Below are 13,583 nucleotides of genomic sequence, written 5' to 3'. Positions count from 1 at the left end.
TTAAAAATAACAGCATTTTAATACCAATGAATTACAGGCAGCTAAAATAAAAATCAATTTTGTATAAATAAGGATATTATATGAATAGATTTGTAATAGCATTTTTTTCTTTAACAATTTTAATTATTAATGACATTGATGCCAGGCCAATAGAACCTAAACGTAGAGTGGGGCAGGATTGGAAAGAGTTTCAACACCAACACTGTAAATGGCGGGTAGGCCATGAATGTAAAAAGGTGCCTGAGAATGAGGGAAAACTGCCGCCAAGGACCACTGAAGAAATTGCTCTTGAGGTCGGAACCGGTATATTAACGATGGGGCCAACCCCACAACCTAAAGGATTTAAAGTCGGGATTGGAGCAAGACCTGCTGTCAAACCCCAAATTGGCGCACCAAAACCTTCACTACGTTTCAGTGCCAGCTCAGAACGATCGCCGTTACTCCCTCCAAGCCCAAAACCTAAGCCGAAGGTTTCAGGTAGATTACAACGAGTGAATGGTAAAGTGGGTTATTTACTGGGGGATACTGATCCCCCGACATTAGACCAAGAACCCCAAGCAAAAAGAATTAAACTAGAGGACTTCAATACCGATAGGAGCTCAACAGAATCAGAATTAAACACTAGCACTGATATTAGGGTGATCAATAGAACTGAATCTATAAATAATAGCGATATTGAAGATGCAATAGATGAAATAAAAAACATATATGAAGATAAGTCATTTGAAAATAGTGAATTAGATATTAGAGAAGAGATAGAAAACTATAATTCTTCCTCTGCCTGTGAAAAAGTGAGTTTTAGAGAATACTATGCCCTTCGCAACTATAAAGAGAGTGGTTATTTAGAGATAAATAAAGCCCTACGTACCGGGGAAATCAGCAGTGATCTAAAAATAGAGATCGATGAAGTCTACAATGCCTTAAATAAAAACTCCGACATTAATATTGCTCTTAGAGAGAATGGCGAAATTATCGCTGAGGAAGAGAGTACCGTGAGTCAATTATACCGGGGAGAGGTTAGAAACCGGGATGAATTTTTTGCCCAGATAGTCGCTAATTCAGTAATTGAAATAGACTCTTTCTTTAGTACCACCTCCGACGAAGAGGTGATTGTCGAGTTCAATACTGACAGTCTGAGTGATGAGCAAATCAATGTGACATATACCATAAAATATCAGCATGGGCGGACTAACAGTACCGATATAACTAAAATACTGGGCGATTCTGAAAATGAGCGAGTTTTCTTACCCAAAAGTCGTTTCTTAATTGTGCGTGTGGAGAAATCTGCTGACGGCAAAAGTGTTGAAGTCAAAATGTTTGCTATCTCGCCAGAAAACACCTCGTCCGCATTGTATACACCAGCAGCGTCATAAATTAGTACCTATTCAGGCCACAAAAAAACGGCCCCTTTATCAGGAGCCGTTTCAGCAAACACATCAACGATAAGAAATTATTTCTTTTTCGCTTTTGGGTTTGGTAAGTCAGTGATGCTACCTTCATAAATCTCGGCAGCCAAACCAACAGATTCGTGCAGCGTTGGGTGAGCATGGATAGTCAATGCGATATCTTCAGCATCACAACCCATCTCGATTGCCAGACCGATTTCACCTAACAGTTCACCACCGTTAGTACCGACAATAGCGCCACCGATAATGCGGTGAGTCTCTTTGTCGAAAATCAGTTTAGTCATACCATCGGCACAATCAGAAGCGATAGCACGGCCTGATGCCGCCCACGGGAAGGTGGAGGTCTCGTAGCTGATGCCTTTTTCTTTTGCTTCTTTCTCGGTCAGACCTACCCATGCGACTTCTGGTTCAGTGTACGCAATGGATGGAATAACTTTCGGATCGAAGTAATGCTTCATGCCGGAGATAACTTCAGCGGCAACGTGGCCTTCGTGAACACCTTTGTGTGCCAGCATTGGCTGACCGACGATATCGCCGATGGCAAAGATGTGCGGCACATTGGTGCGCAGTTGTTTATCAACGTGGATAAAGCCACGTTCGTCAACTTCAACGCCAGCCTGACCTGCATCCAGCAATTTACCGTTAGGGACGCGGCCGATAGCAACCAATACTGCATCATAGCGCTGTGGCTCTGCCGGCGCTTTTTTGCCTTCCATCGTGACATAGATGCCGTCTTCTTTGGCTTCTACCGCGGTCACTTTAGTTTCCAGCATCAGGTTGAATTGCTTGCTAATGCGTTTGGTAAAGACTTTCACTACGTCTTTGTCAGCCGCCGGAATAACCTGGTCAGCCATTTCCACTACATCGATTTTTGAACCCAGGGCATGGTAAACCGTCCCCATTTCCAGACCGATGATACCGCCGCCCATCACCAACAGGCGTTCTGGGACAGTTTTCAGTGCCAGTGCGTCTGTTGAGTCCCAAACTCGTGGGTCTTCATGAGGAATGAATGGCAGTTGGATAGGGCGAGAACCGGCTGCGATAATCGCGTTATCGAAAGTGATGGTCGTTGGACCATTTTCACCTTCAACAACCAAGGTATTCGCGCCAGTAAATTTACCCAAACCGTTAACCACTTTGACTTTACGGCCTTTAGCCATACCTGCCAAACCACCGGTTAACTGATTGATAACTTTTTCTTTCCAGACACGTACTTTATCAATGTCAGTCTTAGGCTCGCCAAAAACGATACCGTGTTCAGCCAATGCTTTGGCTTCTTCGATAACTTTAGCGACGTGCAACAATGCCTTGGAAGGAATACAGCCCACATTCAGGCAAACACCACCCAGAGTGGCATAACGCTCAACCAGAATGGTTTCTAAACCTAAATCCGCGCAACGAAAAGCAGCAGAGTACCCTGCTGGGCCTGCCCCAAGTACCACGACCTGAGTTTTAATTTCAGTACTCATCATGACCTCTTAATTGTTTGTCCGGCAGGTCTGACATCATTTATACCCTCATCTTTCAAATTGCCGGTGTGTTGGCTGCATTTTGAAATCTATTGGGTATGTTAGGGTAGTTAGTTTTATAACGCCCTTCATCCACCGGGACGCTTGCATCGCGATGCAGTTTACATAATTGTTAACAAACTGAAAAGCTGCATCACGTGACGAGAGTCTCAACAACAACAAGGCCGGCACAAGGCCGGCCCTAATGATTACATTACCAGACGGCGAATATCGGCCATAATGGTCGCGATATAAGCTGCGAAACGAGCACCTGCTGCGCCATCGATCACACGGTGGTCGAAGGACAGAGACAGAGGCAGCATCAGACGCGGCGCAAACTCTTTACCATTCCAAACTGGCTTCATGGATGATTTTGACACACCCAAAATTGCCACTTCTGGCGCATTAACGATTGGCGTAAACGCCGTACCGCCGATACCGCCCAGGCTGGAGATAGTGAAACAGCCGCCTTGCATGTCAGATGCCGTCAGTTTGCCATCACGTGCTTTCTTGGAAATCACAGACAGCTCGCGAGACAACTCGACAATACCTTTTTTGTTCACGTCACGGAATACCGGAACAACCAGACCGTTAGGCGTATCAACCGCAACACCGATATTGATGTATTTCTTCAGGGTCAGTTTCTGACCATCTTCAGAAATCGAGCTGTTGAAGCGAGGGAATTCTTCCAACGCCTTCGCAGCTGCCTTCATCAAGAACACCAGCGGCGTGATTTTCAGATCTTGTTTTTTCTTCTCAGCTTCGATGTTTTGTTGCTTACGGAATGCTTCAACTTCAGTAATATCCGCTTCATCGAATTGAGTCACATGTGGGATCATGACCCAGTTACGGCTCAGGTTAGCACCAGAGATTTTCTGGATACGACCCAATTCCACTTCTTCGATTTCGCCGAACTTGCTGAAATCAACTTTCGGCCAAGGCAACATGCCTGGCAGACCACCGCCAGTAGCCGCAGCTGGTGCCGCTTCAGCGCGTTTGACCGCATCTTTCACGTAAGCCTGAACGTCTTCGCGCAGGATACGGCCCTTACGGCCAGTACCTTTCACTTTCGCCAGATTCACGCCGAATTCACGAGCCAGACGACGGATAACCGGCGTAGCATGCACGTAGGCATCATTCTCAGCAAATTCGCCTTTGCTTGCTGCTGGTGCTGCGGCCGCTTTGGCCGGTGCTGCAGCAGGAGCCGCTTGCTGGGCGGGTGCCGCGGTAGAGGTAGCAGCAGGAGCCGCGCCTTCTACTTCAAACACCATGATCAGAGAACCGGTTTTCACTTTATCGCCGGTGCTGATTTTGATCTCTTTCACTGTACCGGCGAACGGTGCTGGCACTTCCATTGATGCTTTATCGCCTTCAACGGTAATCAGTGATTGTTCAGCGGCAACTTTATCGCCCACTTTAACCATCACTTCGGTTACTTCAACTTCATCACCGCCGATATCTGGCACTTCAACGTTTTTAGCTGCAGAGGCCGCTGGCGCAGCCGGTGCTGCTGTTGGAGCAGGAGCGGCTGATGCTTCAGCCCCAGCAACTTCAAAGACCATGATCAAAGAACCGGTGCTCACTTTGTCGCCAGTACTGATTTTGATCTCTTTAACAGTACCGGCAAATGGTGCTGGCACTTCCATAGAAGCTTTGTCGCCCTCTACGGTGATCAGAGATTGTTCAGCGGCCACAGTGTCGCCCACTTTGACCAACACTTCAGTGACTTCAACTTCATCGCTGCCAATGTCTGGTACTTCAACATTTTTCACAGCAGATGCCGCAGGAGCCGAAGCTTGAGCAGGAGCCGCTGGTTTCTCTTCTGCTTGAGCCGGAGCCGCTTCGCTACCCGCAGCTTCGAAGATCATAATCAATTTGCCGGTCGCGACTTTATCGCCCACTGCAATTTTGATTTCTTTAACTACACCCGCCTGCGGTGAAGGGACTTCCATGGAAGCTTTATCACCTTCAACGGTGATCAGCGATTGTTCCGCTTCAACGGTATCGCCTACTTTCACCATAATTTCGGTGACTTCCACTTCATCTGCACCGATGTCTGGTACGTTAATTTCAATAGCCATTGTTCTTTACCTCTTATGCCAGACGCGGGTTAACTTTATCGGCGTCGATACCAAACTTAGTAATTGCTTCTGCAACTACGCTGGTGTCGATGTCACCGCGTTTAGCCAATTCACCCAAAGCTGCAACCACAACGTAAGAAGAATCAACTTCGAAGTGGTGACGCAGGTTCTCACGGCTGTCAGAGCGGCCGAAACCATCTGTACCCAGAACGCGGAACTCGCTGGCAGGAATAAAGTTACGAATCTGTTCAGCGAACAACTTCATGTAGTCAGTTGAAGCAACCGCTGGCGCGTCGTTCATCACCTGAGCCACATAAGGAACACGTGGCGTTTCTGTTGGGTGCAGCATGTTCCAACGTTCACAGTCTTGGCCATCACGGGCCAGTTCAGTGAATGAAGTTACGCTATACACATCAGAACCTACGCCGTAGTCGTTAGCCAGAATCTGAGCTGCTTCACGAACGTGGCGCAAGATTGCCCCTGAACTCATCAGCTGCACTTTGCCTTTGCTACCTGCAACAGTTTCCAGTTTGTAGATACCTTTACGGATACCTTCTTCTGCGCCCTGCGGCATTGCTGGCATGTGATAGTTTTCGTTCAGCGTGGTCAGGTAGTAATACACGTTTTCCTGCGCTTCGCCGTACATACGTTCCAGACCATCATGCATGATGACAGCAACTTCGTAAGCATAGGCTGGATCGTAAGAGATACAGTTCGGGATAGTCAGTGACTGAATGTGGCTGTGACCATCTTCATGTTGCAGACCTTCGCCATTCAGTGTTGTACGACCTGAAGTACCGCCAATCAGGAAGCCACGAGCCTGTTGGTCACCCGCAGCCCAGCACAGGTCACCGATACGCTGGAAACCGAACATAGAGTAGTAGATGTAGAACGGGATCATTGGCAGATCGTTGGTACTGTATGAAGTCGCAGCAGCCAGCCATGAAGAAGCTGCACCGAGTTCGTTGATCCCTTCTTGCAGGATCTGGCCTTTTTCGTCTTCTTTGTAGTATGCAACCTGCTCACGGTCTTGCGGGGTGTACTGCTGACCATTCGGGCTGTAAATACCAATCTGACGGAACAGACCTTCCATACCGAAAGTACGGGCTTCATCGGCGATGATTGGAACAATGCGATCTTTAATCGATTTGTTCTTCAGCATCACGTTCAGCACACGGACGAAAGCGATAGTGGTAGAAATTTCTTTATTCTGCTCTTCCAGCAATGAGCTGAAATCTGACAATGCTGGAATTTCCAGTTTCTCAGTAAACTTAGGCATACGAGTTGGCACATAGCCTTCCAGCGCCTGACGACGTTCATGCAGATATTTATACTCTTCGGAATCTTTCTCGAAGGTAATGTATGGCAGTTTTTCGATATCAGCATCAGCAACCGGCACATTGAAACGATCGCGGAAGTGGTGAACCCCTTCCATGTTCATTTTCTTCACCTGGTGGGCGATGTTTTTACCTTCAGCTGTTTCGCCCATGCCGTAACCTTTAATGGTATGGGCCAGGATAACAGTTGGTTTGCCAGTGGTTTCTTGCGCTTTTTTCAGTGCAGCAAAGACTTTCTTCGGATCATGACCACCGCGGTTCAGAGACCAAATCTCGTCGTCGCTCATGTCTTTCACTAATGCAGCAGTTTCTGGGAAACGGCCGAAGAAGTGTTCGCGCACATAAGCGCCATCTTTGGATTTGAAGGTCTGGTAGTCACCGTCCAGAGTTTCGTTCATCAATTGGATCAGTTTACCGCTGGTATCTTTACGCAGCAGCTCATCCCAACGACTACCCCAGATGACTTTCAGAACCTGCCAGCCAGCACCACTGAAGATACCTTCCAGCTCATTAATGATTTTGCCGTTACCTGTAACCGGGCCATCAAGGCGCTGCAAGTTACAGTTGATAACGAAGACCAAGTTATCCAGTTTTTCACGGGTTGCGATGGTGATCGCACCTTTAGATTCTGGCTCGTCCATCTCGCCGTCGCCCAAGAAGGCGTACACGGTCTGTGCTGAAGTGTCTTTCAGACCACGGTGAGAGAGGTATTTCAGGAACTTGGCCTGATAGATTGCACTGATTGGGCCCAGGCCCATAGAGACTGTCGGGAACTGCCAGAACTCAGGCATCAGTTTTGGATGTGGGTAAGAAGACAGACCCTTACCGTGAACTTCCTGACGGAAGTTATCCATTTGCTCTTGAGTCAGGCGGCCTTCAAGGAAGGCACGTGCGTAAACACCTGGAGAGATGTGGCCCTGGAAGTAAACCAGATCGCCGCCGTCTTTTTGGTTACGAGCACGGAAGAAGTGGTTGAAGCAGACCTCGTAGAAGGTAGCGGAAGACTGGAAGGATGCCATGTGGCCGCCCAAATCCAGATCTTTCTTCGATGCACGCAACACGGTCATCACAGCATTCCAACGGATGGCAGAACGAATGCGACGTTCCAGATCCAGGTTGCCAGGGTATCCGGGTTCGTCTTCTACTGCGATAGTGTTGATGTAATCACGGCTGGCTGAACCAGCTGCAACACTCACACCACCTTTACGGGCTTCGCCCAAAACCTGATCAATCAGATACTGAGCACGCTCAACACCCTCTTCACGGATGACCGATTCGATCGCCTGTAGCCAGTCGCGGGTTTCGATCGGATCCACGTCATTATTTAAACGTTCTGACATGGTGGTATTCCTTATCTGTTTCTAATGGTTTATTTGGAGCCTATCTTCCTGTGCTTTAACCCGGGGCTAAAGCACGTGCCCTGGTGAAAACACCGGAAGATAGGCCCATCAGTTTAGTTGCCGCTAATGATTCTCAAATGAGAACCTATACCCACAGGAATTGGAGTTGCAGATAGACAGCAAGAGAACGAATCCCGATAAGCTTACTCAAGCAAGTCATTCGGGGGGTTCACGCAGCTAACAACCCTGCAGCTTCAAGTACAAAGGGTACAAAACGAGTTATTGAGGTCTTGCAGAGGCGCAACCTGAATGATTCGTTTCTAGTCCTTGCGCTGTTGGAGCCGACGCAAAGATCGCTCACGGCGACTGTGCTCCCGACTGAGGTCCAACAGGATCTCCTCAATAAACGCCAAGTGACGGTGTGAAGCTTCGCGGGCTTTTTCTGGCTCGCGTGCCACAATCGCCTCAAAAATCCCGGCGCGGTGACTGCTCACCGTTGCCAGCATTTCGCGGCGCGAGTAAAGCAATTCAAAGTTTTGTTTAACGTTTTGCTCCAGCATCGGCCCCATGCAGCGCAGTAAATGCAGTAAAACCACATTATGCGCAGCCTCTGTGACAGCAACTTGATACTGCATGACAGCATCAGCCTCGGCATCCAAATCGCCGCTGTCTTGTGCTTGCTGAATAACAGTATGGCATTCACGAATGCGCTGTAGATCTTCATCAGTACCACGCAGGGCTGCATAATAAGCAGCAACACCTTCGAGGGCATGACGAGTTTCTAACAGGTCGAATTGTGATTCTGGGTGGTCGGCCAGCAGTTCAGCCAGCGGATCGCTAAAGCTTTGCCACAGATTGGTTTGCACGAAAGTGCCACCACCCTGACGGCGCAGCAGCAACCCTTTAGCTTCTAAACGCTGGATTGCTTCTCGCAGAGAAGGTCGGGAAACATCAAATTGTTTCGCCAACTCGCGCTCAGGCAATAATTTCTCACCTGGGCGTAGCGTCCCTTCCAAGATCAGGTATTCGAGCTGCTGCTCAATAACATCTGATAATTTGGGTTGGCGGATTTTGTTGTAGGCCATAATTTATTGTCAGTCGCGCTGTATGCCGTATTGAGTGAATCGTCTCTGCGAGAGGCGCGGAGTCAATTGGTAATACCAATTTCAAAAACGTGACGATAAAGTAACAAAGTATTCACTACCTGTCCATACGGACCTTGACCGAAATCATGAAACCCAGCACATTTTAACAACTTTACTAAAAAAGCAGTGCAAAGTGATAACGTAGCGATGGTAATACCATTACCTGACATAAGTGAGTTTTAACTTTTGTGAAACGGATAATTAGGCAAGCTGAAGCGTTATAGTCATTTTATTTGTGAATTTAAAGTCAATTTATATGAATTTAAATTCATTAAAAAACAAGAAAATTCCGCATTTCCCTCTACTCCTCGCGAAGCACTGGTATGACCATTATGAAAATGGCTAACTGGCGACTTTTTGTGCAGAAAAGGTTCATTAATCCTTTTCTGGAAAATAACGGCTTGATCACGCATCAACATTTTTCTTCGCACTTTGACTAAAAATTAGCCAGTTAAAATAAAAACCAGATGCAATAATTCTCGCCTACCACTATTCTCTTTTAAACGGTAGCCAAGGTGTTAAATTCCATATAAAGCAACCGTAAACAAAACAATACAAATAATGTAATCAAAACCTTACGCATAGCAAAAGGCATCATTTTAGCCAGCTAAAAGTGACAACGACAGAGGATGCAACGATGAGTGTTCAACAGGAAGGCACGGAGCTAAAGCGGGGGCTTAAAAACCGCCACATTCAGCTTATTGCCTTAGGTGGTGCTATTGGTACCGGACTATTTCTTGGTATCGCACAAACCATCAAAATGGCGGGCCCTTCAGTCTTACTGGGGTATGCAATTGGTGGTTTTATCGCGTTTCTGATCATGCGCCAGTTGGGAGAAATGGTGGTCGAGGAGCCTGTAGCGGGTTCTTTCAGCCACTTTGCTTATAAATACTGGGGTAACTTTGCCGGTTTCGCTTCCGGCTGGAATTACTGGGTACTCTACGTGTTGGTTGCCATGGCTGAACTGACGGCAGTCGGTATCTATGTGCAATATTGGTGGCCTGAGATCCCAACATGGGTATCTGCTGCGGTCTTCTTCCTTGCCATCAATGCCATCAATCTGGCAAACGTAAAAGTCTATGGTGAGATGGAATTCTGGTTTGCCATCATCAAAGTGGTCGCCATCATTGCGATGATCCTGTTCGGCGGTTACCTGCTTCTGAGTGGGCAAGGTGGCCCAGAAGCGACGGTGACCAACTTATGGGCGCAGGGCGGATTTTTCCCGAATGGTATTATGGGTCTGGTCATGGCCATGGCCGTCATTATGTTCTCCTTCGGTGGGCTTGAATTAGTCGGTATCACTGCAGCAGAAGCAGAAAATCCAGCCAAAAGTATCCCGAAAGCCACCAATCAGGTTATCTACCGTATCCTGCTGTTCTATATCGGTTCTCTGGCTATCTTGTTGTCACTCTACCCATGGGGAAAGGTAGTTGAAGGCGGCAGCCCGTTTGTCCTGATCTTCCACGCACTGAACAGTAACGTGGTCGCAACGGTATTGAACGTCGTGGTATTGACGGCAGCATTGTCGGTTTACAACAGCTGTGTTTACTGTAACAGCCGCATGTTATTCGGTTTAGCCAAGCAAGGTAACGGCCCGAAAATACTGCTGAAAGTTGATGGTCGCGGTGTGCCAGTGATTGCTATCGCTGTCTCTGCATTCGCAACGGCTTTCTGTGTCCTGATTAACTACCTGTTACCGGGCCGCGCTTTTGAATTATTGATGGCATTAGTGGTTTCAGCGCTAGTGATAAACTGGGCGATGATTAGTCTGGCGCACCTTAAATTCCGTGCAGCTAAAAACCGTCAGGGCGTGATCCCGCAATTCAAAGCATTCTGGTATCCGTTCAGTAACTATTTATGCTTACTGTTCCTGACCGGTATTTTGGTCATCATGTACCTGACCCCGGGCATCCAGATTTCAGTCTTATTGATCCCGGCTTGGGTATTGCTTCTGGCTATTGGTTATATCCTGAAAAATCGCCAGCAACGGGCAAAATCTTAGTAGCAGAAATTCGCCTGTTATCCATGGATAATCTGGTGATGTCGTCACCAATAGGCCAGCCTTCAGTGCTGGCCTATTTATTTTATTGTTTAGCAAAAATAAACCTATTTATCTGCGACTGACATTATCCCCTTATAACTTACTGATCCTTCAGCATCACAAACGCCAATTGCCGTCTTCAAGCAGATGCCAGTTCGATATCACTTATCTGTTCAATTTACTGCACCTGTTTTTTGCAATCTGGCTCACACTTCAATGGCGATGACACATTTGTCCATCTCTATAACCATTAACTTCTGATGCTTCAGCCAATTGTGCAGCAATAATCCATTCCCAATAACTGTTTCGGATCCATTACGGAGAGAATATCCATGAACACCGCACTCACAGTGAAGGAAAAAATCGGGTATGGGATGGGGGATGCTGGCTGCAATATGATTGGCGGCGCAATCATGCTTTTCCTGAACTATTTCTATACCGATATTTTCGGTCTTGCACCTGCATTAGTGGGTGTTCTGCTGCTTTCAGTCCGGGTTCTGGATGCCGTGACTGATCCCATTATGGGCGCTATCGCCGACCGCACACAAAGCCGCTATGGGCGCTTTCGTCCCTATTTACTTTGGATGTCCCTTCCATATGTCCTATTCAGCGTCCTAATGTTTACCACGCCTGAATGGACCTATAACAGCAAGGTTATCTATGCTTTCGCCACTTACTTCTTGATGTCACTCGCGTATACCGCGATTAATATTCCTTACTGTTCATTAGGCGGCGTGATTACATCAGATCCTAAAGAGCGCGTATCTTGCCAGTCATATCGCTTTATTATGGTTGGGATCGCTACCTTGATATTATCAATGACACTATTGCCGATGGCTGAATGGTTTGGTGGGGCAAATAAAGCACGCGGATATCAAATGGCAATGGCTGTATTGGCGACAGTGGCCTTTTTCATGTTCCTGTTCTGCTTTGCCACTGTGAAAGAGCGAATTAAACCCGCAATCCCAACCAATGATGCGCTAAAAGCTGACCTGCGCGATGTGTGGAAAAATGACCAATGGGTTCGTATCTTATTGCTGACATTCTGCAACGTATGCCCCGGTTTTATCCGCATGGCAGCCACGATGTATTACGTCACCTATGTCATGCAACAATCATTTTCCTTTGCCAGTTTGTTTATCAGCCTTGGCGTTATTGGCATGATGATTGGCAGCGCACTGGCAAAACCTCTGACAGATAAGTTCTGTAAATTAAAAGTCTTTTTCTGGACCAATATCATACTGGCCATTTTCTCATGCAGTTTCTATTTCCTGAACCCGCACCTGACCTCACTGATTGTGGTGGCCTACTTCCTGCTGAATATACTGCATCAAATCCCTTCCCCATTGCACTGGTCACTCATGGCTGATGTTGATGACTACGGTGAATGGAAAACTGGTAAGCGCATCACCGGTATCAGTTTCTCCGGTAATTTATTCTTCCTAAAAGTAGGGTTGGCAGTCGCGGGAGCTATGGTCGGTTTTCTGTTATCAGCAACGGGTTATCAAGCGGATGCTATTAACCAAGCACCAAGCGCATTAAACAGCATTGTATTGCTGTTCACCGTGATCCCTGGGATTGGCTATTTGATTACCGCAGGTGTGGTTCGGTTATTGAAAGTTGACCGCAATTTGATGAAACAAATTCAAATCGATCTGGAAAAACGCCGCCATAACTATCAAGAACTCAGTGACTATCGCACTGGTAAGCAACTGGAAGCTAAGGAGTCAGTATGACCGAGCATAACTACCCTAACCCATTGATTGAGCAGCGGGCAGATCCATTTATCTATCGGCACACTGATGGCTATTATTATTTCACCGCTTCTGTACCTGAATATGACCGCCTGGAATTACGCCGTGCAGAATCACTAACAGGGCTTGCTCAGGCTGAAGCGATAACCGTCTGGCGCAAGCCACAGCAAGGCCCAATGAGTGCATTAATCTGGGCACCTGAACTGCATTTTATTGAGGGCAAATGGTATCTCTATTTTGCCGCAGCACATTCAGCGGAAATCGCCGGGGGGTTATTCCAGCATCGAATGTTTGTACTAGAGTGTGATGCCGCCAATCCGCTCACGGGTAAGTGGGTTGAAAAAGGGCGTGTCGCGACGCCATTGGACAGTTTTTCGCTGGATGCAACACACTTTGAGCATAACGGAAAACACTACTATTTATGGGCTCAAAAAGATCCGGAGATTCGAGGAAATTCAAACTTGTATCTGGCCGAAATGGAGAACCCATGGACACTAAAAGGCGAGCCAGTCATGCTGAGTAAACCTGAATTACCTTGGGAAACTATCGGTTTTTGGGTCAATGAAGGCCCGGCGGTTATTAAACACGGAAAACGTATTTTTATCAGTTATTCAGCCAGTGCTACCGATGAAAATTACTGTATTGGGCTGCTCTGGGCTGATATCAACAGTGATATTTTGGATGCGGCACAATGGCATAAATCACCAGAGCCTGTATTTCGGACTCAATACCAGAATCGCCAATTTGGCCCTGGCCACAATAGCTTTACCCGCAATGAGCACGGTGAAGATGTGTTGGTCTATCACGCCCGCAACTACACTGAAATCGAGGGCGACCCGCTTTATGACCCTAATCGTCATACCCGAATCAAGAGTATAAGTTGGGATGAACAAGGTATGCCGATATTCGGTGAGCCACCAGCAGATACAACTGCCATATTTTAAGATGTAGAGTTGCTGGCTGTCATCACT

Annotated in this window: 8 protein-coding genes; 4 read left to right on the top strand and 4 right to left on the bottom strand. The window is 47.1% G+C overall.

Annotated features, from left to right (window positions below; translation table 11 throughout):
• The first annotated feature begins 80 nt into the window (after positions 1-80).
• Entirely contained in the window at positions 81-1,373 is a 1,293-nt protein-coding gene (locus tag N0H69_RS03760) for a hypothetical protein (RefSeq protein WP_050150313.1), read from the top strand.
• 77 nt (positions 1,374-1,450) lie between these two features.
• Here the strand turns inward: N0H69_RS03760 and lpdA are convergent, their stop codons facing one another.
• From lpdA to pdhR, 4 genes are all read right to left on the bottom strand, one after another.
• Positions 1,451-2,875: a dihydrolipoyl dehydrogenase gene (lpdA, locus tag N0H69_RS03755; protein WP_005156808.1), complete on the bottom strand. Its 1,425-nt coding sequence runs from the start codon at positions 2,873-2,875 to the stop codon at positions 1,451-1,453.
• 248 nt (positions 2,876-3,123) lie between these two features.
• Positions 3,124-4,995, bottom strand: a complete 1,872-nt coding sequence (gene aceF, locus N0H69_RS03750; RefSeq protein WP_050150315.1) for a pyruvate dehydrogenase complex dihydrolipoyllysine-residue acetyltransferase — start codon at positions 4,993-4,995, stop codon at positions 3,124-3,126.
• A 13-nt stretch (positions 4,996-5,008) separates the two neighbouring features.
• Entirely contained in the window at positions 5,009-7,672 is a 2,664-nt protein-coding gene (aceE, locus tag N0H69_RS03745; RefSeq protein WP_050150317.1) for a pyruvate dehydrogenase (acetyl-transferring), homodimeric type, read from the bottom strand.
• Between the two features lie 320 nt (positions 7,673-7,992).
• Entirely contained in the window at positions 7,993-8,757 is a 765-nt protein-coding gene (gene pdhR, locus N0H69_RS03740; RefSeq protein WP_004389026.1) for a pyruvate dehydrogenase complex transcriptional repressor PdhR, read from the bottom strand.
• A 697-nt stretch (positions 8,758-9,454) separates the two neighbouring features.
• On the opposite strand from pdhR, the gene N0H69_RS03735 reads away from it, so the two are divergent.
• The 3 genes from N0H69_RS03735 (at position 9,455) to N0H69_RS03725 (ending at position 13,556) form a co-directional block, all read left to right on the top strand.
• Entirely contained in the window at positions 9,455-10,819 is a 1,365-nt protein-coding gene (locus N0H69_RS03735) for an amino acid permease (protein WP_050106533.1), read from the top strand.
• Positions 10,820-11,190: 371 nt separating this feature from the next.
• On the top strand, positions 11,191-12,594 hold the full coding sequence (locus N0H69_RS03730; protein ID WP_050150319.1) for a glycoside-pentoside-hexuronide (GPH):cation symporter: 1,404 nt from the start codon (positions 11,191-11,193) through the stop codon (positions 12,592-12,594).
• On the top strand, positions 12,591-13,556 hold the full coding sequence (locus N0H69_RS03725; protein ID WP_050150321.1) for a glycoside hydrolase family 43 protein: 966 nt from the start codon (positions 12,591-12,593) through the stop codon (positions 13,554-13,556). Before N0H69_RS03730 ends, N0H69_RS03725 begins: the two co-directional genes overlap by 4 nt.
• Positions 13,557-13,583 lie beyond the last annotated feature (27 nt).

The organism is Yersinia alsatica, assembly GCF_025133195.1.
GTDB classification, from domain to species: domain Bacteria; phylum Pseudomonadota; class Gammaproteobacteria; order Enterobacterales; family Enterobacteriaceae; genus Yersinia; species Yersinia alsatica.
This window is presented reverse-complemented; position numbering and strand designations above follow the sequence as displayed.

Excerpts from the sequence above, each read along its gene's own strand:
- aceE (WP_050150317.1), bottom strand. The coding sequence starts at position 7,672 with ATGTCAGAACGTTTAAATAATGACGTGGATCCGATCGAAACCCGCGAC.
- aceF (WP_050150315.1), bottom strand. The coding sequence starts at position 4,995 with ATGGCTATTGAAATTAACGTACCAGACATCGGTGCAGATGAAGTGGAA.
- pdhR (WP_004389026.1), bottom strand. The coding sequence starts at position 8,757 with ATGGCCTACAACAAAATCCGCCAACCCAAATTATCAGATGTTATTGAG.
- N0H69_RS03730 (WP_050150319.1), top strand. The coding sequence starts at position 11,191 with ATGAACACCGCACTCACAGTGAAGGAAAAAATCGGGTATGGGATGGGG.
- lpdA (WP_005156808.1), bottom strand. The coding sequence starts at position 2,875 with ATGAGTACTGAAATTAAAACTCAGGTCGTGGTACTTGGGGCAGGCCCA.
- N0H69_RS03725 (WP_050150321.1), top strand. The coding sequence starts at position 12,591 with ATGACCGAGCATAACTACCCTAACCCATTGATTGAGCAGCGGGCAGAT.
- N0H69_RS03735 (WP_050106533.1), top strand. The coding sequence starts at position 9,455 with ATGAGTGTTCAACAGGAAGGCACGGAGCTAAAGCGGGGGCTTAAAAAC.
- N0H69_RS03760 (WP_050150313.1), top strand. The coding sequence starts at position 81 with ATGAATAGATTTGTAATAGCATTTTTTTCTTTAACAATTTTAATTATT.